This window comes from Croceifilum oryzae (assembly GCF_030814315.1).
GTDB classification, from domain to species: Bacteria; Bacillota; Bacilli; order Thermoactinomycetales; family Thermoactinomycetaceae; genus Baia; species Baia oryzae.
On the sequence record NZ_JAUSUV010000005.1, the window covers coordinates 155,943 to 177,419 of the forward strand.

General features: G+C 42.0%; 17 protein-coding genes. 12 read left to right on the top strand and 5 right to left on the bottom strand.

Features of this window, described 5'->3' with window-relative positions; genetic code table 11:
- The first annotated feature begins 187 nt into the window (after positions 1-187).
- The 7 genes from J2Z48_RS06810 (at position 188) to cshA (ending at position 11,566) form a co-directional block, all read left to right on the top strand.
- Positions 188-2,242, top strand: coding sequence for a serine hydrolase domain-containing protein (locus tag J2Z48_RS06810; RefSeq protein ID WP_370872896.1), 2,055 nt, complete (start codon positions 188-190; stop codon positions 2,240-2,242).
- Positions 2,243-2,434: 192 nt separating this feature from the next.
- Positions 2,435-3,208, top strand: a complete 774-nt coding sequence (locus J2Z48_RS06815) for an ABC transporter ATP-binding protein (protein WP_307252092.1) — start codon at positions 2,435-2,437, stop codon at positions 3,206-3,208.
- Between the two features lie 279 nt (positions 3,209-3,487).
- The gene (gene helD / locus J2Z48_RS06820; RefSeq protein WP_307252095.1) at positions 3,488-5,827 is read left to right on the top strand and encodes an RNA polymerase recycling motor HelD; all 2,340 of its coding nucleotides are present in this window, start codon (positions 3,488-3,490) and stop codon (positions 5,825-5,827) included.
- Between the two features lie 187 nt (positions 5,828-6,014).
- Complete coding sequence (locus J2Z48_RS06825) at positions 6,015-7,793, top strand: hypothetical protein (RefSeq protein WP_307252098.1); 1,779 nt, start codon at positions 6,015-6,017, stop codon at positions 7,791-7,793.
- Entirely contained in the window at positions 7,786-8,355 is a 570-nt protein-coding gene (locus J2Z48_RS06830) for a hypothetical protein (RefSeq protein WP_307252100.1), read from the top strand. The genes J2Z48_RS06825 and J2Z48_RS06830 overlap by 8 nt, the downstream gene beginning before the upstream one ends.
- On the top strand, positions 8,322-9,716 hold the full coding sequence (locus tag J2Z48_RS15740; protein ID WP_370872897.1) for a peptidoglycan DD-metalloendopeptidase family protein: 1,395 nt from the start codon (positions 8,322-8,324) through the stop codon (positions 9,714-9,716). The genes J2Z48_RS06830 and J2Z48_RS15740 overlap by 34 nt, the downstream gene beginning before the upstream one ends.
- Before the next feature lie 197 nt (positions 9,717-9,913).
- Positions 9,914-11,566 (top strand): degradosome RNA helicase CshA, encoded by a 1,653-nt coding sequence (gene cshA, locus J2Z48_RS06845; RefSeq protein WP_307252102.1) that lies wholly within the window; start codon positions 9,914-9,916, stop codon positions 11,564-11,566.
- Positions 11,567-11,687: 121 nt separating this feature from the next.
- Here cshA and J2Z48_RS06850 read toward each other — a convergent pair whose 3' ends face one another.
- The 4 genes from J2Z48_RS06850 to J2Z48_RS06865 all read right to left on the bottom strand — a co-directional run bounded on the left by J2Z48_RS06850 (position 11,688) and on the right by J2Z48_RS06865 (position 15,370).
- Positions 11,688-13,322 (bottom strand): MDR family MFS transporter, encoded by a 1,635-nt coding sequence (locus tag J2Z48_RS06850; RefSeq protein ID WP_307252104.1) that lies wholly within the window; start codon positions 13,320-13,322, stop codon positions 11,688-11,690.
- Between the two features lie 68 nt (positions 13,323-13,390).
- Entirely contained in the window at positions 13,391-13,822 is a 432-nt protein-coding gene (locus tag J2Z48_RS06855) for a MarR family winged helix-turn-helix transcriptional regulator (RefSeq protein ID WP_307252106.1), read from the bottom strand.
- 184 nt (positions 13,823-14,006) lie between these two features.
- Positions 14,007-14,720 carry a hypothetical protein gene (locus J2Z48_RS06860; RefSeq protein WP_307252108.1) on the bottom strand — a complete coding sequence of 238 codons (714 nt, stop codon included), beginning with the start codon at positions 14,718-14,720 and terminating at the stop codon, positions 14,007-14,009.
- Complete coding sequence (locus J2Z48_RS06865; RefSeq protein ID WP_307252110.1) at positions 14,717-15,370, bottom strand: DUF4004 family protein; 654 nt, start codon at positions 15,368-15,370, stop codon at positions 14,717-14,719. Before J2Z48_RS06865 ends, J2Z48_RS06860 begins: the two co-directional genes overlap by 4 nt.
- Positions 15,371-15,565: 195 nt before the next feature.
- On the opposite strand from J2Z48_RS06865, the gene J2Z48_RS06870 reads away from it, so the two are divergent.
- From J2Z48_RS06870 to pstB, 4 genes are all read left to right on the top strand, one after another.
- Positions 15,566-16,501 carry a PstS family phosphate ABC transporter substrate-binding protein gene (locus J2Z48_RS06870; protein ID WP_307252112.1) on the top strand — a complete coding sequence of 312 codons (936 nt, stop codon included), beginning with the start codon at positions 15,566-15,568 and terminating at the stop codon, positions 16,499-16,501.
- Between the two features lie 162 nt (positions 16,502-16,663).
- On the top strand, positions 16,664-17,536 hold the full coding sequence (gene pstC / locus J2Z48_RS06875; RefSeq protein WP_307252272.1) for a phosphate ABC transporter permease subunit PstC: 873 nt from the start codon (positions 16,664-16,666) through the stop codon (positions 17,534-17,536).
- Entirely contained in the window at positions 17,536-18,393 is an 858-nt protein-coding gene (gene pstA, locus J2Z48_RS06880; RefSeq protein ID WP_307252114.1) for a phosphate ABC transporter permease PstA, read from the top strand. The genes pstC and pstA overlap by 1 nt, the downstream gene beginning before the upstream one ends.
- A gap of 11 nt (positions 18,394-18,404) precedes the next feature.
- Complete coding sequence (gene pstB / locus J2Z48_RS06885; RefSeq protein WP_307252116.1) at positions 18,405-19,157, top strand: phosphate ABC transporter ATP-binding protein PstB; 753 nt, start codon at positions 18,405-18,407, stop codon at positions 19,155-19,157.
- A 261-nt stretch (positions 19,158-19,418) separates the two neighbouring features.
- On the opposite strand, the gene J2Z48_RS06890 is transcribed toward pstB, so the two are convergent.
- Positions 19,419-20,741 (bottom strand): tetratricopeptide repeat protein, encoded by a 1,323-nt coding sequence (locus J2Z48_RS06890; protein ID WP_307252118.1) that lies wholly within the window; start codon positions 20,739-20,741, stop codon positions 19,419-19,421.
- A 239-nt stretch (positions 20,742-20,980) separates the two neighbouring features.
- Between J2Z48_RS06890 and J2Z48_RS06895 the strand changes: the two genes are divergently transcribed.
- Positions 20,981-21,283, top strand: a complete 303-nt coding sequence (locus J2Z48_RS06895; RefSeq protein ID WP_307252120.1) for a hypothetical protein — start codon at positions 20,981-20,983, stop codon at positions 21,281-21,283.
- Positions 21,284-21,477 lie beyond the last annotated feature (194 nt).

The window sequence follows — 21,477 nt, forward strand, 5'->3', positions numbered from 1 at the left end:
CCCCCCAAAAAAGGTATAGTAAGCTTTTGAAAGGAACTTCTTTTTTCGCTTTTCCTCTATCCTTGAGTACTTTATTGTCAGTAATGCTTATTCCCAATTTTGGTTCCATTACTACTCATAGGCTTACTACTATGTAATCAACCTTACAAATAAGTAATGTTCATGTAATCGACCTCGATAGTTGAAAATGATCTGCTTGAATAGTATAGAGGTACAGGGAGCGATTTTCTGTACATCCAAAGTAAGTTCTATTGATCAACCAGAACGAGAAGGGGGAAAAATAGTGAACAAACATATATTAGGAAAAATGGCTGCTGAGAAGGCTCGATTGCTACTCGATTCCACTGAAACATCTAGTGTACAGTATGCGCTGATTGACAATGGAAACATCACATTGTCTGGACAGATTGGTAAGCTCGATCAGCCAGTGACCCATGATACATTGTACGGTATCGCCTCAGTCAGCAAAGTATTTGGTTCCGCTGCCGTCATGAGATTGGTAGATGAAGGGAAAATCGATCTCAATACCCCCGTCGTCCAGTATGTAACCGATTTCAAGATGAAGGACGGACGATATAAGTACATTACTCCGCGCATGCTATTGAATCACTCCTCCGGTCTACGAGGTACTGGATCTACGAATGAAACTTTGTTCGGAGACAATGATACGTATGCCCATGATACATTTCTGCAGATATTATCTGAGCAGACCCTGAAGGCGGACCCCGGAGCATTCTCGGTGTACAGCAATAGTAGCTTTACACTGGCTGAGATTCTTGTTGAGAGAGTCAGCTGCATGAGCTTTACTTCGTTTATACATCTTTATTTTACAGAATATTTGCAGATGAGTGATACAAAGACGCCACAGGACGATTTGAAAGGAAAAAAGTTTCCTGATTTACATGTTCCGGAATATCCAAGACAGCTTCCCAATAGTTTTGTGAATGCGATCGCCTCAGGAGGGATTTTTTCCACGGCAGAAGATATGGTGCGATTCTCGCAAATATTTATGGGACAAGCCAACTATATTCTTTCTAAAAAATCGATTCAGGCGATGGAGCAGGAGGAATACAAGAGAGGCATTTGGCCGGAAGACGTTGATGATTGTAGTAATTACGGTCTGGGTTGGGACAGTGTGAAGATGTACCCATTCCATGATTATGGAATAAAGGGCTTGAGCAAGGGTGGGGACTTGTCATTATATGCTGCTTCTTTGATCGTGTTGCCTGAGAAAAAGGTGGCAACTGCTGTGTTATCATCCGGCGGTAATAGTGTAACGAATCAACTGCTGGCAAGTGAATTGCTGCTACAAACACTTAAGGAGAAGGGAGAAATCGAGAGTATCAAGTCAAACAAATCATTCGGCAAGCCCATAAAGACCCAGATACCTCAAGACGTATTGAAGCAAGCAGGATATTACGCCAGCAATGATCGGCAATTCCGGATAGAGATCAATAAAGATGGAGGGCTGTCTATTCCAGCGGATGTGGAGACGAAGTATTGGTATACTTCGGATGGAAGCTTTATCAATGAGGGAGGAACCTCCAAGATTAGCTTCGTTACCGAGAGGAACGGACGCACGTATTTGTGGAAAAGAAGTTATGAATCATTGCCAGGGTTTGGACAGTTAGCTTTTTCAGGATATGAAGCGGAGAAATTGGAAGAGAACGTGCTCCCTGAGGAGACGATCCAATATTGGGCAAAGCGAGAACACGCTAAGTACTATATCGTGAATGAAAAATACACGTCCGAATCTTATTTTTTTGGGAACCTGTCCATCCAGATTAGCCTAACAGATGGTCTTCGAGGCTATTGGCAGGATAAAAAGATTACGGGTCCGAATACGGCGGTGAGTCAGATCCAGATCCCAGGGTTATCAGGTAGGGATACGATCGAAGCCCAATTCTACATGGAAAACGGTATCGAATATTTGAGGCTAAACGAGCAGATACTTGTAAGCGAAATGTATGTAAAACGGATCGGTGTGGAGACTCAGTTCAGGGTGACAGTTCCGGCGAATGGACATGCCCAATGGTTCACCATCCCGTCAGGGACTGAAGGCAAATTAATGACGGTCAAGCTTCCACAGCAAGGCTCTTTTGCAGTATATGATGAAAAGGGAGAGTATCCCCTCCATTATTCCATCGTCAGCGGCAATAACAAAGTGGCTCTGCCTAAGAGTGGGACGATCGTATTTGCCGGCGTGCCAGGATCGAAATTTACAATAACAATAAGTGCTTAATACTTCGTATTAGTCAACTGACTCTCAGCCATTTCCCATACAAATTGCGATATCCGCAACTAGATGGATCCCATTTTTTTGTTTTTAAAAGAAATATTACAAAATTGTAAGATAGAGTAAGCTAAAACGTTAGATTCACCTGAATCCATTTGCTAAAGTAATCCATTATGTAGTAGGAAGAGAGGCGTAGCAATGGATATGCTAAAAGTGGACGGCCTAACCAAAGTTTATACTGGAAAAGTCATATATGAAGCGTTATCAAATATGAATCTCACGGTGGAAAAAGGCGAGTTTGTTGGGATTATGGGACCGTCGGGAAGCGGGAAGACAACTTTGCTTAATATGGTCTCCACCATTGATGCTCCAACATCAGGAGAGGTATATATTAATGGAAAACAACCCTTTCGTTTAAAGAAAAATGATCTGGCTGTTTTTCGTCGTCGGGAGTTAGGTTTTGTCTTCCAAGACTATAATTTGCTCGATACGTTAACGATCGGTGAGAATATTGTTCTGCCGCTTACCTTAGATACCAATGGGTTTCGGGAGATGAATCGGAAGTTAGAAGAGGTAGCGGAGAAGCTCTCTATTACCGATATATTGAAGAAGAGAATATATGAGGTATCGGGAGGCCAACGTCAACGCGTAGCCATCGCTCGTGCCATTATCCATTCACCTTCATTACTACTTGCGGATGAACCAACAGGAAACTTAGATTCGAAATCAGCGCGTAACGTGATGGAAATGATGGCGGAAATCAATCGAACGGATCAAACGACTACGATGCTCGTTACCCATGATGCACTAGCTGCGAGTTATTGTCATCGTGTTGTCTTTATTAAGGATGGGGAGTTAGTAAATCAGATTGTTCAGGGAAAGAATCGACACACATTTTTCCAAGAAATGATTGACATGTTGTCGTTGTTAGGGGGATCTGCATCTGAACTTTCGTCCGTTCGCGTTTCATAATGTCAAACGAAATGCACGTGCGTACTCTGCTTAATTCCTAAGTAGCACCTTCGATTAGCTAAAGACCCGACAATCCATACGCAAAGAGTCCTGCCTGATGATGAAGGGCAGGACTCTTTGTGCTAAATATAAATCTTGATTCACAACTAAAACCATAGTAAAATGAGAAATGCCAATAAATTGGATTAATCATTTTACTATGGTTTTACTCTATTATATCTTATCAGTTAAAAATGGAGTTGTCAACTGTTTATCACAAACTTTTTTTGGAGGGATGTTATGAAGAAGAATCATCCTGAATGGAATCAAGAGCAAGATAGAGTAGAACGAGTGACAGAGAAAGTGAGAAAGAAGGATCAATCTCTAAGTGAAGAGGCTGGCGGAGTGCGCTCAGAGATTGTGGATATTCGAAATCGATTTTGGGAAGATGTTTCCGTTAACTTTGAGGGACCGGACGATGCGATTGAAACGGCGGCTAGTATGAAACAGCAAGCAGAGGTTTTGTCTGAGCGGGAGAGATCTCATCGTCTCATGCATAAACAGGGGAAAATTCTTCGTCGCCTTCAGGATAATCCCTATTTTGGACGAATTGATTTTCGCGAAACAGAAGGTGGCGTGACGCAAGAGACAGAGGCAATCTATATCGGGATCGCTTCTTTCTATGATGATGAAATCGATGAATTCCTCATCTACGATTGGCGAGCTCCGATTTCCAGCATGTACTATGATTATACGCCGGGTCCGGCTGGTTATCAGACTTTAGATGGACGGATTTCAGGCGATATGGAGCTGAAAAGGCAATTTTTGATTCGTCGTGGACAAATCCAAAGTATGTTTGATACAGGGGTTACGATTGGGGACGAATTGCTTCAAGAAGTGTTAGGTCGAAATTCGGATTCGCAAATGAAAAGCATTGTGGGAACGATCCAACGTGAGCAAAACCAGATTATTCGAGATGAAAAAAGTAAGCTTCTCATTGTCCAAGGTGCGGCGGGCAGTGGGAAAACGTCTGCGGCCCTACAACGAGTCGCCTATTTACTGTATCGGCATCGAGATACTTTGAGTGCGGACCAAATTCTACTCTTCTCTCCCAATGCGATGTTTAATAGTTACATTGCAACGGTGTTACCTGATTTGGGAGAAGAAAACATGCAACAAACCACATTCCAAGAGTATTTAGAGCACCAAGTTGGAGGGGACTTGGAGGTGGAGGATCCGTTTAGCTTAATGGAGTACACATTATCGCAAACGAATCAAGCTGGCTACCAAACCCGGATGGCGGGGATTCGCTGGAAAGCGAGTATGTCATTTTTAGAGCTTATGGAGCAATATATGGAGCAACTGGGTCAAAAAGATTTGCAGTTCCAGGACCTAGCGTTCCGAGATCAAATCATAGTATCGAAGTCGGATATAGAAAAGCATTTTTATGCTTATGAGCGGAAGTTGCCGATTCCCAATCGATTGAAATTGACTGCGGAGTGGCTTCAAAAGCAGTTGCGCCAGTTTGAAGTGAGTGAGCGTAAAGCAGATTGGGTGGATGAAGAGATTGAATTACTCGATAACGAGGCGTACTATCGGGTGCACCAACGCTTGCAGAAGGAAAAAGGCTTTACTGACTCTACGTTTGATGACTTTGATCGGGAGCGTACATTACTTGCCCAGTTGTTGCTACGGGATTTGACCAAGCCACTCCGAAAAGGAATTGAGAACTTTACTTTTGTTGATGCATTAGGGACATATCGACAACTATTTACCAAGCGAGAGCTCAGTTCGAAGTTCCAGGATATTGCGGAACAGACAGTGGAACGATTAGATAGTAAAACCTTGCCTTATGAAGATGCGACTCCATATGTTTATTTTAAAGCGCTTCTCCAAGGCTTCCAAATCAACACGAAGATTCGTCATGTCTTTATTGATGAATCGCAAGACTATTCTCTGTTCCAATATGCCTTTCTACGCCGACTATTTCCGCGGAGCAAGATGACGATTCTAGGAGACCTGAATCAATCCATCTACGCACATACAGAGGATGGAGTAGGCTTTGAGCCGATCAGTGCCTTATTTGAAGGGGAACATATTGAGAAATTCGTTTTAACGAAGAGTTATCGTTCGACGAAGCAGATTGGGGAGTTTACCCAGCAATTGTTAAACGGTGGGGAGAAGATCGAGCCATTTGATCGACCTGGTAGACTGCCTACTTTAACGCAGGTTTCGGATGAACAAGAGCATCATCAACAGATTTACCAATGGATTACGGAACTTCAGGAACGAGGACATAAGTCCATTGCGATTATTTGTAAAGATCACCAAGAATGTGAACAAGTATTTGAGAAGCTTCAAGATGAAATTCCAGTCTCCTTGATTAAGAAAGCTACGCTATCCTTTGCACAAGGGATCATTATCATTCCCACTTATTTATCAAAAGGGATTGAGTTTGATGCTGTGATTCTGTATGATGCTTCCGATCGATGCTATCATCGGGACGAGGAGAGGAAGCTTTTTTATACAGCTTGTACTAGGGCTATGCATGAGCTGTACCTATGTAGCCTAGGCGAAGTAAGTCGGTTTTTGGCTGGAGTGAATAAGGATTTATATAAAAGATCACATTGTAATGAATAGGGAAGAGTGGCGATAAAACACTGTTTTCGGGCAGTGTTTTTTTATTTTCTCATTTTTGACTCTTTTGTTTCCATTTCTTTAGTGATATTGTAAAAATATCTCCAATTTGTACAATGTTTATGTTTCCTATTTTAATCATAGTATTTAAGATGAATAAGATAGTTAGAAGTATCTGAGAGGTGATCCAGTGAAGCAAAAAAGAAAGTTCGTAGGTTTGGGAATCCTCTTACTTCTCCCGATTTTGATGTTATTTGCAGTTTCTTTTTTGGATGTAGGTTATGGTTTTGCACAGACGGACAAGCCGGCTACGGAGTCTAAGAATCCTCCAAGTCCTTCTTCAGGGGGGGCCAGTCCAGCAACTCCAGCGAGTTCAACGACTCCAACAAGTCCCGCGACCCCGGCAACTCCAACAAGCCCAGCAACCCAAACGACTCCAGATTCATCAATATCGACACCAACCCCTTCGACGAATGTTCCCAATGCTTGTAAAGAACCTACGGGTGAATTTGCAGAATGTCCGTCCACGTATTTCAAATTTGACTACATAGGGAAAAAAGTAAGTGCTAATGATACAAGTAGCTTGTTTCAAGAAGGGTTCCAACAGGGATTCACTTTTTTTCTTAATTTAGTCTGGTACGGATATACAATCTTCATCTATGCCGTTATCTACATACTAACGTTTAGCTATCGTTTAGAGCTTATGACGAATATGACGGGTTCGATGAAGGATGTATTGGGCAAATCTGACTCTTTCTTATGGGGAGGGCTCTTCCCGTGGTTAGTGGGTCTCGTGGTCTTAGTAGCGTTATGGAAGTTTCTTCGTCGTCGTAATCAAGAAGGAGTGTCATTACTCTTTCGGAACCTACTTATTTTGACGTGTGCTTCTTACTTTTTTACTCAGATTCCAGCAGTTGTATCGCAGGTAAGTAATATTACAGGCAAAGCGAGTGATTATACATTAGCTGGCTTCTTGTCTCTCACTCCAGAGAAAGACAAAAGCGCTTCAAAGCCCACAAAGGAGCAAGTAGAAAAAACAAAAAAAGAGGCGATTCAAAAAGTCTCCTCTGCCCTATGGGCTGAGTTTTACTATAAACCATATCTTGTCCTTCAGTTTGGATCAGTAGAAGCTGGTCAGAAGAATATTGGTCAACTGTTTAGTTATGGCGGAGATGTTGATTCAAAACGGAAAGAATGGTTTACAGGCTATAACGAAGATACCAATCAACAAACAGGTACGAAATATGTAGATGTTGAAAAGGGAATTGCCCAGTCTGAGGAATTTAAAATGGTGACGAGCGCAGGGGTTATGAAGCGCTTCGGGTATAGCTTTTTTATCTTGTTAGTGGGTATCAGTTTTGCCATTTTATTATTCTTATTTAGTTGGAAGCTTCTCCACTGGTTTTTCTTGGCGATTGGTAGGGTGCTGTTGTTGTTGGTGCCTGTTGTGTTTTCTACTATCCCGGGAAGAAGCTTACGCGATGTGACTAGATGGTTGTGGCAGATCTTATATGCACTCTTTATGAGAGTTTTATTTGCCGCCCTTTTGGGAATCGCGATTACCTTGTTTATTGTCATCCAAGGAATTCCCATAACGGATGATGGTGAATTTTCTTACCTAGTCACCTTTTTGATGCGCAATGTTTTGGTTTTAGCTAGCTTTTTAGCTGTTTGGAAGATCATGAAAGAAATCCAAGTACAACTTCAAAGCTTAGTTGGAATTGAGATTTCACAGCCGAATTGGATCACTCTTTGGAAAAATGTACGAGCCCATTGGAATCGTGGTACGAGGGAAGAGAAGATTAATCTTCCTGTCATGACTAGTGAAGGGACTTCTGTTATCGCTTTAAGGAGTGCTCGAAAAAGCTCCAGCATGGGAGCTCGAATTAAGCAGTGGAAAAAGAAACAGGCCATTCGCAAGCAAGATTCTTTATCTGAGGCACCTCCACAGAGGCATATAGATGAATGAGCACGGGACAAAGAGTAAGCGACAAAAAGGAGCTTCAAACAGGGCTCCTTTTGTCTTGATACTAACTGCTCTGATCGTTTTAATCAGTCTCGTGGCCATGGTGAGAGGTTGGTGGTTAAACCAACAAACCCCTAGCTCCGCTCCTTTAAAAGAACAATCCAAGGAAGCATCCAAGCTTCTGATCGATTCTCCATTTGAGCTAGATGTTGTGATTGATCTGAGTCAAGATCACAACGTGCAGAAAGAAGCTGGGAAAGTAGCAGGCCAGGTTTTTTCGATTCTTCATCAACCGATGAAGTCAAATGAAGAACGCCTACAGAAGCTCTCACAATGGGTCACAACGCCTGTTTACCAATCGATGCATGGAAATTTAGACTTGCCACTCGAGCCTGTGTCTTGGAAGAAAATCAAGGTGGTATCGATTCGTCCGTTGGATACAGATCATTGGAGCTTTTTGGTTGCAGGTGTGCTTCGGGGTGAGAAAGTAGAAGGCATCGTTCAGATTCAGGTGAGAAAGGTGGAAGGAATATGGAAAGTAGTATCCATCGACGAATCGCCTTGATCAAGAAACCATCATGGAAATGGATCATCATTTGCTCACTCATCGTAATTCCTTTCATCACTTTCATAACGATTACAAGCGTTACTATTTATTCGGTTATCGCTCGATTAAAAGAAACAGAAACGGCCCGATCATTTGGAATCGATCCTGCTTTAATGCTTTTATATAAAGAAATCGCCGATCGACATCAGCTTCCTTGGGCATATTTAGCTGCCTTAGATCAAAATCTTCCTAAGACGAAAGAAGTGATGCTTCCACGAGTAAGTAAATTTGAGATGGAGATCGGATCAGCAGCTCAAAAGTTTTCAGTAGATCCAGCGCTCATTCGTGCTATTATCCAGCAGGAGAGTAATTGGAATCCGAAAGCAAAATCATCCGCTGGAGCGCGTGGTCTTATGCAGCTAATGCCGGTAAACTGTAAAGCATTTAGCCTTGATCCTGATACGACTTGTCTAGATCCCCTTTCCAATGTGATGGCGGGAACGGAGATGATCTCCCGGCTATTAACAAAGTACAATGGGAATCTGGAGTTAGCGTTAGCCGCTTATAATGCAGGAGAGGGAAATGTGGAAAAGCATAAAGGAGTTCCTCCCTTCAAAGAAACACAAAACTATGTAAAAAAAGTTCCTGGATTGTATAAGGAGTATGGAGGAAAGGGAACCTTATCTAAGGAAGAGGCTCAAAAAAAGGAGATTGAAGAGTTAGCTAACCGTTTAAAAGAAGCACGCGTTAAGATGGATCAAGCGGGTGACTCCAATAAGTGTATGAAAGAGCTAGCAATGCATACTCCGAATCGAGGTTCGCTGACCTGTGCGGCCTACTCCATTCAATCCAATTGGGCTTTTATCGAAAGAGTAGAGAATCAAGCGAAGGCTTATGAACAAGAAGTTTGGAAGATTACTTCAAATGAAGCCAAACCAACCAAAGAGGCGGGTTCAACAAGTCCTTCGACGGAGATGAGTGAGACTCATACATCGGTGGGGATGATCTGGCCGTGTGAAGGAACGGTAACATCCCGATTTGGCCCACGTTGGGGGAGATCGCATAAAGGGATTGATATTGCGAACCGAAAAGGAACTCCTGTTTATAGTGTGCTAGACGGAAAAGTTACATCCGTAAAATCAGATCCTGGTGGGTATGGACATTATTTGGTCATTGATCATGGGAATGGGCTTTCTTCTCTGTATGCGCATATGTATGCTGGCGATATTCTGGTGAAAGTAGGAGATCAGGTGAAAAAAGGCCAGCGCATAGCAAGTATGGGGAGCGATGGGAATTCGACGGGGCCGCATTTGCATTTTGAGATTCATATAAATGGAACTCCAAAGGACCCGATGCAGTATATTGGGAAGAAAGTGTAAATGAGTAGGGCTCTCATTTGAGGGAAAAATAAGTGGTTCTACATCTTTCTTTTCCATTCAGTACTATAACTGTGTTATTATGATACATTGTATACAACTTCTTAGCTTCTAGGAAGTATAAGAGCGGACGATATCTAAAACTAGAAACTAATAAGCTCGTATGAATATATGGTAAATTGAAAGGGGATTATTAATCCTTGGCAAAGTTTAGTGAACTCGGTCTAAGTGCCGAGCTATTGCAAGCAGTACATCAGATGGGGTTTGAAGAGGCAACTCCTATCCAAACAGAAACGATTCCAGTCTCACTCGCGGGTCGAGATGTGTTAGGCCAAGCACAAACTGGGACGGGGAAGACTGCGGCATTTGGTATTCCAATCGTAGAAAAAATGGACCTTGATTCCGGAAACGTACAGGCCTTGATCCTGACTCCTACTCGTGAATTGGCGATTCAAGTAGCGGAAGAGTTAAATAGAGTAGGTCAATCAAAAAAAGTGCGCGCACTCCCGATTTATGGTGGTCAAGAGATCGATCGTCAAATTCGTTCTCTTAAGAAGCATCCACAAATTATCGTAGCTACGCCAGGTCGTATGCAAGACCATATGCGTCGCCGTACGATTCGTCTGCAAAACCTATCTATGGTTGTGTTGGATGAAGCTGATGAGATGTTGCAAATGGGCTTTGTGGAAGAGATTGAAGCGATTTTATCAGAATGTCCGTCTGAGCGTCAAACTCTTTTATTCTCTGCAACGATGCCTCCACGTATCCGTAACTTGGCATCTAAATTTATGATTGATCCTGTAGAGATCAAGATCAAAGCAAAAGAAGTAACCATGCCTAGTATCGAACAGTACTATATCGAACTAGCACCCAAACAAAAGTTTGATTCATTATGTAATCTGCTTGATATTCAATCTCCAGAGTTAGCGATTATCTTTGGACGCACTAAGAAGCGTGTAGACGAAATTACAGAGGGATTAACCAAACGTGGCTACTCCGCCGAAGGCATCCATGGGGATCTCTCTCAAGCACGTCGTGATACAGTGATTCGTCGTTTCAAAGAAGGAACGATTGATATCATGGTTGCCACCGACGTAGCAGCACGTGGTTTGGATATCTCGGGCGTTACCCATGTCTATAACTTTGATATCCCTCAAGACTCAGAAAGCTATGTTCACCGAATCGGGCGTACAGGCCGTGCTGGGAAAGAAGGAATGGCGATTACGTTTGCTAGCTTCCGTGAAATGGATCATCTTCGTATGATTGAACAACAAACGAAGCGTAAGATGAACCGCTTGTCGGTTCCGACGATTCATGAAGTGGTGGAAGGCCAACAAAGATTAGCGGTACAACGTCTCCTTGAGATTGCTGAGAAAGAGGAAGAGATTACTTCTTATATCGAATCAGCAGAAGCGCTATTAGAGTCCAACGATTCGGTGACCTTACTATCAGCGGCTCTAAAACTGTTGACCAGAGAACCAGATAAAACACCAGTCCAAATCAGCGATGATCATTACTCAATGCGTCGTGGTGGTGGCGGTGGTCGTCGTGGCGGTGGTGGAGATCGCCGTGGTGGCGGAGATCGTTCATTCGGTGGTAAGCCAAGAAACGATCGCAATCGCTTTAGCTATAATGAAGGTAGTTTCTCAGAAGGTTCTTCTTCTGGGGATCGACGTTCCTCTTCATCGAACCGCTCTCGAAGTGAAGGCGGCGACAAAGGTGGCTACAGAGGCGGTAGCAGTAAGGGTGGAAGCAGCAAAGGCGGCTTTAAAGGTAGTAGCAAAGGTGGCGGTAAGTTCTCTGGCGGTGGCAAACGCGGGGGATCTGATCGTGGCAAAGTGAAATCGAGATAGTCTTTGTTTAATAGAGACAACCAATTCCTTGATAGAGGAGTTGGTTGTTTTTTTATGTAGTTTGAGTATATGAAAAAAGCCAACTCTCCTAATGGAAAGCTGACTTTTTTCGGATGATCGATTACTTCACAGGCTCGGGATCTACTTTAATGGAGTTCTCTTCTTGTTTTTTGCTTCGTGCTTCATTAGAAAGCTTAATTTTTGGCAGGAAGAAGGTGATAAGACCACCAAGTACGATGAATACGAGCCCCCACAAGAAGACGGAATGCAGTGATTCGACCATGGAACTCTTCATGATGGGAACAATCGAATCCAAGATCGGTTTTGGAATCTTGTTAAGTGCTTCCGGGCTAAATAGCATGGAGTAAATGCTCTGAGCATCCTTAGAGATCATTGCTTCCATGTTTGTTACAAAATCATGAGCTCCAGCAGGTAGCTTTTCTAAAGTGGGAACCAGGTTTGATTTGAGTAAATCAGAGGTTCTCGCATTCATTACAGCACCCAAGATGGTCATCCCAAATGTCCCCCCGATTTGACGGAAGAACTGGCTGGAAGAAGTAACTACCCCTAGCTCATCTTTGGAGAAGCTTTCTTGTAATCCAAGTGTTAATAAAGGCATGACCAGACCAATTCCGAGGCCAATGATCATCATGTAACCGGTAGCGATCCATTTCGTCGTCTCTAGATTCATGGTCATCAATAGTCCAAAGCCGATGGCCATAATGAGCATGCCTGCGTAAATTTGAGGCTTCATCCCGATTTTCTGGACCAATTGTCCTCCGAGAATACTCGTAATGATCATCGTGATCATCATCGGAGTCATGATGGTTCCGGAATCCGTGGCGCTTACACCCACTACCCCTTGCATGAAGAGAGGGACGAACATAACAGCCCCAAACATACCTACTGCCATGAAGAAACCGATTCCGTTCAGTGTGACAAATGCACGATTTCGGAAATAGCGGACCGGTAAAATAGGGTCTTTTGAACGTAATTCAATCAAGACAAAGGCAATAAGAGAGACCAGAGCGAGTGCAAATAAGCTTAACGTCTGCCATGATCCCCATGCATAATCTTTTCCACCAAATGTTAGGGCTAATAGTAAACTGACAACCCCGATGATCATCGTCAGCATCCCAGGGATATCAAAGTAAATCGGTCCTGAGACTTTATGCTTTTTCAAACCGAGAGCGATGAAGATAGTAGCTAGAATGCCGACTGGGAGGTTAATGTAGAAAACCCATTCCCACGACATGTAGTCGACAATCCATCCACCGACTTGGGGACCGAGTATGGAGGATAGACCATACAATCCACCAAAAATCCCTTGCCATTTCGCACGTTCTCTACCAGAAAATAAATCCCCGATGATAATCATAGCCATCGGCATCATGACGCCTCCGCCAATCCCTTGGATCGCACGGAAAATGATTAATTGCTCCATTGTCTGTGATAAACCAGATAGGGCAGAACCAACCATGAAGATGATTAACCCGGTAACATAAATAGCACGACGACCCAGTAAGTCAGCAAGCTTACCTGCGATCGGGACAACGGCGGTTGATGTTAACATGTAGGCGGTGGTTAGCCAGGTCATTAAACTAAGCCCACCTAGCTCTCCTACGATGCGGGGCATAGCTGTCCCGACGATCGTTCCGTCTAATGCAGCAAATAGCATAGCAATAATTAACCCGGCGATTAATAAGCCATTCTTTCCTTGTTCATGTGAGTTTTTTTGTTCCAGTTCAGTTTCCATTGGATAACCTCGTTTCATATGAGTCATTTGATCAAAGTATGCCGTTTTTAGCTACTTCTGATCATTTTTTATTGGGTTGGTAGTTCGGAGAGCTTTTCAAATGTGTCGGCAAAGGCTTCTAGTTCTTGTTTATCTAGATGAACTAAATACCGTTGTAGGGTGGCTTTGTGCCTTTTTTTAATGGTTTGAAGAACCCTCTTGCCATCATCCGTTACACTAATATAGATCACTCTCCGATCATCAGAGTCATGATGACGTACTACGTAATTATTTTGAATTAAGCGATCGATCATAACTGTTATCGCGCTCGGTTTGACATCCATTTTTTCTGCTAACTCTTTCACTTTCGTAGGACCTTTTGTTAAGAGGTATTTCAGAACGTGAAATTGGGGGGTCGTTAGGTTTAAATCTTTGAAATGGGTCATCTCTGATCGAATCTTATCCATAAAGACAGATAGGGACTTCAAAATCCGATCCAATTGAAGTTCCGTGTGGCTCAATATTACGACCTCCATTTAATTATATATATATAACTATTCAGTATCACTAATGATTAACTGCATTTAAATATATTATAAGCGTAACTCCATTTGGTCAAGTAGTATTTTTCCATAATGAGAATTTGTTTATGTAAAAAGCAAAAAAAGAGTCTCGATCATACATGAGACTCTTCTTCCATATGGACTATATTTTTACAGCTTCTCCTACTTTGGAATCGGTGTGAGCAGTATAGGAGTCTTGATATTCGATCCGATCAATGGTGCAATCTTTACCAATGATAATCTGCTTTCCACGGACAATCTTGGCCTGTGTATTTTCTAGTTCAATATAATCTCCTTCAATACATTCCACTTTTAGCTCAGATTGTAGCCAAGGAAGGAGTTTATCCCATTTTCTCCCTTTTTTAATAATGATTTTCTCCCCGCCGATCTCCTTGGCAGAGCTGCTTCCATATAAACCAATGTCAATTTGGTCTGCATTTAATAATCCATCTATTTGAAACTGCGCTTTTCCTGTAAACGAATCTGTATTACAGTCGCCGTCTAGTTTTAGGGAGCCATAGATATGAATGGATTCGCTAGTTAGATTTTTCTTACCGACCACTTCTCCGTGGATTCGCAGTTGAGGTGTGTGTAAATCACCCCATACTTTGACGAGTCCGTTTACCCGAGCTTTTTTGGCGGATAAATCTCTTTGTGTTACCAATCTCCCATTTACAGTCATCGATTCGGCGACTATATCTCGGAGACCTTCCAAGTGACCATTCACTGTTAATTGGATCGTATCTAGATCTTCGTTGATCGTGCCTTGTCCCGCAATTTTTACTTCTTGATATTTTCCTCCGTCAACCGTTGCCGCTCCACTAATGGATAATCGTGGTTTTCGTTCTGTATTCATGAGATCCCTCCGTGTGTAAGTAATTTTTGTTTAAATCGTTCTTGTAACTCATCTAGAGATAAATTCGTGATGATCTTACTAGCGGAGTCAAAATAAACCTCATCGTGTTGATGGAGCAAGATAGCGGTAGCCACGCCCAACTTACGCGTTACAAACAGGGCAAACGGCTTATGAATGAAACCTTCTTCCTGATCACGAAGCAAAGTTAGAATCAATTTTGCTTCTTCTAATGAACAAGAACCAGACGATAATATTTCCTCGATCACAAATAGCGTAAAAGCTTGTGGATACGGGAGAATGTCTACATTGGTTAATTCAAGCTGACAGAGATCTTGGGTTGCCTGTGAGATCATTTCACTCGAAAGTAAGTGAGATAAGGAGATGTTTTGGAAATGAGGCTCTTCATCTACTTTTTTTGTAAAAAGCTGTGCCAAGTTGTCTAGAGAGAGGTCGTCTTTATGTTGTTTGATCTTTTCGATCCGCTCCAGAATTTTCTCTCTAGGGAAAAACGTTTCTTGCCCAGTAAATGTAGATTTACGTATAAACCACTCTTCCGGTATGAGTTGCTTTCGTTTCCATCGATAAAGTTGTCCGTACGAGATATCAGCTTCATGAAGTAAATCTTTCTTCGAAATCAGTTCTTGTTCCATACGATTCCCCTCCTAAAAACAATGTAACATAACACTGTTACGTTATGCAATTTTTTTTAAGGTGATACTGATTTCGTCACGGGGACAAGCTCCTTTGTAGTTCTTAATAAACATTTACAATTCCATAATAATATATCAAAAGTGACTTGTTAGGATGTGCTTGTGAATAATTAATCTCTTTTAGGAGGCTCATCCATGAGTTTGAAGAAACTAGGCTTGGCTTTTGTTGCGGTGGCATTAACGGTTTCCACATTAACAGGTTGTGGTCAGGGAGCTAAAGACGCAGGTGCAACGAAAGCGTCAGGTAGTATCAAGATAGATGGATCGAGTACGGTGTTTCCGATCACTGAAGCGGTGGCTGAAGAATTTCAAAAAGCGAATCCAAATGTAAAGGTAACTGTTGGAGTATCCGGTACAGGTGGTGGCTTTAAGAAGTTTGTAGCAGGGGATCTTGATATTAGCAATGCATCACGCACGATTAAAGATGCAGAAAAAACACAGGCGACTAGCAATAAGGTGGATTACGTAGAGATTCCGATCGCATATGATGGCATCTCGATTGTGGTAAACAAAGCAAACACATGGGTGGATAAATTAACAGTAGCTGAGTTAAAGAAAATCTGGGAACCAAACAGCAAAGTGAAGACATGGAAGGATATTCGACCTAACTGGCCAGCGGAACCCATTAAATTATATGGTCCTGGAACGGATTCGGGTACATTTGAGTATTTCACGGAAGCCATTGTAGGTGAAGCGAAGAAGAGTCGCCCTGATTATAACCAGAGCGAAGACGATAATGTCTTAGTAACGGGAGTAAAAGGAGATAAAAACAGTCTAGGTTACTTCGGATTCTCTTACTATGAGGAGAACGCGAAGGAATTAAAACTAGTACCGATTGAGACAGGTAATGGAAAGACTGTATCGCCTACTATGGAAACGATTAAAGATGGTTCTTACAAGCCTCTTTCTAGGCCTTTATTCATCTATGTAAGTAAAACTTCACTCCAAAAACCAGAAGTAAAATCCTTTGTGAAGTACTACGTCGAGAATGCCGAAGAGCTTACAAAAGCTGTCCATTATGTACCGCTGAAGAAAGAAGAATACCAAGCTGGATTGAGTAAAGTAAATTAATCGAATAGCAAGGAAGAATGTGGCGTCAATCCAAGGCGTCACATTTCTATTCCTAAGGAGGTGGGTACGAAGATGAATGAAGCGGTATTAAAAAATGCAAGGAATCGTTCAACCCAAAATCAGTCGCAGAAAAAAACCTCAGGGATTGTCCAAAAGAAACGGATGAATCGAGAGGATTTTGTCGTTAAGTCCATTTTATTCCTTTGTGCCATGGTTTCGATCTTGACGACGATTGGGATCGTGGCGGTTTTGTTAGTAGAGACACTCTCCTTTTTTAAAGACGTTTCACTGCTCGCTTTTTTGACAGATACGAAATGGACCCCGCTATTTAAACCAGAGCATTTTGGAATCTTAGCGCTCTTAAGTGGATCTGTTCTGATTACGTTAGGTGCGTCGCTTGTCGCGTTACCGTTAGGATTAATGACAGCCATCTATTTGAGTGAATATGCAGACGATCGGGTTAGAAGAGTGATAAAGCCTATCTTAGAAGTATTGGCGGGAATTCCCACGATCGTCTATGGATATTTTGCGTTAACCTTTGTTACTCCGCTTCTTCGCGTGATCTCTCCAGACATGGGAGTTTTCAATGCCTTGAGTGCCAGTATCGTGGTAGGAATCATGATTTTGCCGATGGTGGCATCACTTAGTGAAGATGCGATGGTATCCGTTCCGAAATCATTGCGAAACGGAGCTTATTCTCTAGGTGCAACAAGATTAGAGGTAGCGAGGAAAGTCGTGGTTCCGGCGGCATTCTCTGGGATTATCTCTTCTTTTGTACTTGCGATCTCACGCGCGATTGGGGAGACGATGATTGTGACGATTGCGGCTGGTGCAACTCCGAAATTGACGCTGAATCCGTTGGAGAGCGTGCAAACGATGACGGCATATATCGTCCAAGTGAGCTTAGGTGATATCCAACATGGCTCGATTGAATATAAAACCATATTTGCGGTTGGAATGACTTTATTTATTTTAACTTTCCTCATTAATTTGATTGCCCAGTGGTTGAAGAGACGATTTAAGGAGGAGTATTGATGGGGCAAGGGAATTGGAGAATTCGAAAAATAACGGATCGTTTTGCAAAAATAGCTTTCCTCTGCGCTACCTTATTTGGAATTGCGTTCTTAGGTGTACTCCTCTATCGGATCGTGGCGGATGGTGCAGGGTGGCTAAATTGGGATTTCTTTACTAACTTTTCTTCGCGTTTCCCAGCAAAAGCAGGAGTGGCGGCGGCTTTGGTCGGGAGCATCTGGATTGTCCTACTAACGGGTCCGATTGCTTTCTTCCTAGGAGTGGGGACAGCGCTTTATTTAGAGGAGTATACGAAGAAGAGTTGGTTTACACGTTTAATTCAAGTGAATATTCATAATCTCGCTGGGGTCCCATCGATTGTCTACGGGATCTTAGGATTAGCCGTATTTGTCCAGGGGCTCATGCTAGGACAGGCTGTACTGGCAGGAGTTTTTACCATGTCGTTACTCGTTTTACCCATTATTGTCGTATCTTCACAAGAAGCCATTCGCAGCGTTCCGCAACATATGAGAAATGCTTCTTATGCACTAGGTGCTTCCAAATGGCAGACTATTAGCCGTGTAGTAATCCCAACTGCGCTTCCCAATATCTTAACAGGTGTCATTTTAGCTTTATCTCGTGCGATTGGTGAAACAGCCCCCCTTGTCGTAGTAGGAGCTCTTACGTTTGTCGCTTTTGTTCCAGCATCTCCAATGGATCCATTTACCGTGTTACCTATCCAAATTTTCAACTGGACTTCTCGCCCGCAAGATGATTTTAGAGCGATTGCGGCGGCTGGAATTATTGTTCTTTTAGTTGTCCTTCTTACAATGAATCTATTGGCAGTTTACTTACGAAATAAATATCAAAAGCGATACTAGGAGGTCTATCTATGTCTATCATCCAAATGAAAAATGTTGACCTATATTATGATAAACATCACGCTTTGAAAAATATTACGGGTGAGATTAACGAGAGGTCGATTACAGCGTTAATCGGTCCATCGGGTTGCGGAAAGTCTACCTTTTTACGAACCTTAAATCGAATGAATGACATGATTCAAGGTGTACACATTGAGGGAGAAATTTTAGTAGCGGAGCAAAACATCTACCATGCAGATGTAAATGTGGAAAATCTGCGTAAAAACATCGGGATGGTTTTTCAACAGCCAAACCCATTTCCCAAAAGTATTTATGATAATGTCGCGTTTGGTAGGAGGATTCACGGGATGCGGGATCGAAAAGAGCTAGATGAGGTCGTTGAACAGAGTCTGAAAGCAGCAGCCCTTTGGGAAGAGGTAAAGGATATTTTAAAAAAGCCAGCTTATGGATTATCGGGTGGACAACAACAGCGCCTTTGTATCGCGCGGGCTTTGGCCGTAAATCCTCAAATTTTGCTGATGGACGAACCGACTTCAGCGCTTGATCCGATTTCAACGGCTAAGATTGAAGAGCTAATCGGAGAGTTACGTAAACAGTATACGATTGTCATTGTAACGCATAATATGCAACAAGCGGCTAGAATTTCAGATGATACGGCCTTTTTTTTACAAGGAGAAATAATCGAATTTGATACGACGGAAAAAATATTTCATACACCTTCTGATCAAAGGACAGAGGATTATATTGCAGGTCGTTTTGGATAAGAGAAATAAGGATTTGCTTGTCCTACAAATGGGGAGGATGAGCAAATCCTTTTTTTAAAAGACCTATTTAAATAGATCTGAATATTCTACTCTAATGGTGGGTCACCGAAAGTGAACAACATGTCCATCAACTCCTATTGGTAAAATAGATGATAGAAATAACAGAATTTGACGAAAAATCAGTGCGTAATTGGCATGATTTGTCAAACAAATTCCTTCTTTGACATAAACAGCATTTTGTACAACTGGAAAATTTTATACTTACTGTTTACTTGTCTCTAATTGTACGGAGATTCGTAAGAATTTGTCAATATAAAATTGATATTTTTTTTTGTCATAATTTGCGCATACATTTGCGAGTTTCATCAGGATTCTTCGCTTATGCTTAGATAACCCTTTATCTTCCGCTATTTTTAGGGCTTTTTCCCACCATTCAATTGCCTTTGGATATTTTTTTTGAACGTACTGACATTCTCCATATATGATGAGGGCCTCGACATAATCCATCGCATCTGTTGTCGAAGAAGCAAGAGTTACCGCTCTTTTTAGGACTTCCTCAGCTTCAGCGATATTCCCACGATTTAAATGGAGAAGGCCCAGTTTGGTATTGGCTACCACAATGGGCTGTTTTTTCTTTAACTTGCTTTCCAATTGAAGAGAGCAACCATATGCATATTCTGCATCTGACCACACTCCTTTTTTCGTCAAACCATCGCCGAGTACGGTCCATAGCTCACAAAGGCGATCGTAGGCATAGTTGTATTTTGCCTTTTCAATGCCAACTAACGCACACTCAATAGCCTTGTCGTAATGCTCCATTCTGTTAAAGAGACGGGCTCGTACCTCGTACAAATTTAACAATACCTCGCTACTATCAATTTGCTCTTTCTGCTCCCATAATTCGTTGATAATAACATAGGCTTCCTCTGTTACATTGAGCCGCTCTAAGTAGATGGCTTTTGCAATTTTGAAGAAATGGATCATATGTGCTTTGTCACCATTCGGATGGAAGCATTGTTCAGCGGCTATGGTATGTTGCAACGCTTCTTCTACTTGATTATCAAGATAATACGTTCTACCCAATGCATAATAGCAAATGGACGCTAGATTGGTAGGATGCAGTTCTTTGTGTTGATCGAGAAGAGCGATGCACTGCTGGTAGTTTAGCCGAGCATAATCCCATTTTTTCTTATACTCATAATATCTTCCACGTAGATAGGTAACGTTGCAGATTCGATGGTCATCTTTGGTGTACTTCAGCGTACGAATCTCTTCCCAGCTAAGTTCCGGATCGATGGTTCCCTTCATTTCGATGCCCATCATCACGATTTGATCGTTTAAGTGCTGCTGTTGCTGTTCCTGGCGTTCTTCTGTATGTAAGAGAGTATCAAAGCCGATCTCTAGTTTATCGCACAGATATTGAAGTTTTTCTTTACCGATATGATGAGAGCCGCACTCAATTTTACTGATGGTTCCAGTGGAAATTAAGTCGTCTGCTAGATCTTCTTGTCGCAAACTCTTTTTTTTACGTGCTAAACGGATCTGTTTTCCTAGCTCTGCATGAATATAGATATACTCTTTCATGTCAGTTCCTCCCGAAAAAAATTTCTTGTCGTATTTTATGATTTTAATGTTCAAAAGGTTAAGTTTCATCTATTTGCTTCATTTTCACTCTGAAAGACTTTTTTAGATAGTGTAAGAGTGAGGAAATGTTCCTAATCTATATTTCTTACAGAATTTTCATTATTGGTCAAAATAATTATACTATGGCATGATGGACTTGTCGCTACGAAATATAACAAATTGTGAAAGGAGATCGAATTGTGGTAGAAGTGAAGATTAAAGGAAAAGCGAGTGAAGTAGAACCGATTTTGTATGGTTTGAAACGTTGGGCTCAAGTGGAGGTACTGAAAGCCGAATATGTCTACCCATCGATCCACAAGGACGAGGATGAAATGACACTCACGTGTTCTGTCGATAATCCTGTCAATACAAGAGCGAGAAGACTGAAGATGCATTTGGGCAATGGTCAAGAAGTAGAGTTTACGTTCCTTGATTTTATGCAAGTTGACCTTGATGATGGAATTCACATTTACTCAGGAAGATTCTACGATATTTTTGCTTAAGTCATGATTTATCACAAAAAGAAAGCAGAAACTGAAGAACTGAAAATACCTTTGGGAAACCCGCTATACATTTTTCATTTTATTCTGAGTTTTTATCACGGAGTATGAAATGTTTGTACATGGTGAGAAGGTTTTCCAAGTTACGATAAATATGAGCAAAGCCAACTTTCATGTGATCATGAGCAGTTGGCTTT

Coding starts and splice junctions, on each gene's coding strand:
- J2Z48_RS06810 (WP_370872896.1), top strand. CDS start 188: ATGATCTGCTTGAATAGTATAGAGGTACAGGGAGCGATTTTCTGTACA.
- J2Z48_RS06815 (WP_307252092.1), top strand. CDS start 2,435: ATGGATATGCTAAAAGTGGACGGCCTAACCAAAGTTTATACTGGAAAA.
- helD (WP_307252095.1), top strand. CDS start 3,488: ATGAAGAAGAATCATCCTGAATGGAATCAAGAGCAAGATAGAGTAGAA.
- J2Z48_RS06830 (WP_307252100.1), top strand. CDS start 7,786: ATGAATGAGCACGGGACAAAGAGTAAGCGACAAAAAGGAGCTTCAAAC.
- J2Z48_RS15740 (WP_370872897.1), top strand. CDS start 8,322: ATGGAAAGTAGTATCCATCGACGAATCGCCTTGATCAAGAAACCATCA.
- J2Z48_RS06850 (WP_307252104.1), bottom strand. CDS start 13,322: ATGGAAACTGAACTGGAACAAAAAAACTCACATGAACAAGGAAAGAAT.
- J2Z48_RS06860 (WP_307252108.1), bottom strand. CDS start 14,720: ATGAATACAGAACGAAAACCACGATTATCCATTAGTGGAGCGGCAACG.
- J2Z48_RS06865 (WP_307252110.1), bottom strand. CDS start 15,370: ATGGAACAAGAACTGATTTCGAAGAAAGATTTACTTCATGAAGCTGAT.
- J2Z48_RS06870 (WP_307252112.1), top strand. CDS start 15,566: ATGAGTTTGAAGAAACTAGGCTTGGCTTTTGTTGCGGTGGCATTAACG.
- pstC (WP_307252272.1), top strand. CDS start 16,664: ATGAATCGAGAGGATTTTGTCGTTAAGTCCATTTTATTCCTTTGTGCC.
- pstA (WP_307252114.1), top strand. CDS start 17,536: ATGGGGCAAGGGAATTGGAGAATTCGAAAAATAACGGATCGTTTTGCA.
- pstB (WP_307252116.1), top strand. CDS start 18,405: ATGTCTATCATCCAAATGAAAAATGTTGACCTATATTATGATAAACAT.
- J2Z48_RS06890 (WP_307252118.1), bottom strand. CDS start 20,741: ATGAAAGAGTATATCTATATTCATGCAGAGCTAGGAAAACAGATCCGT.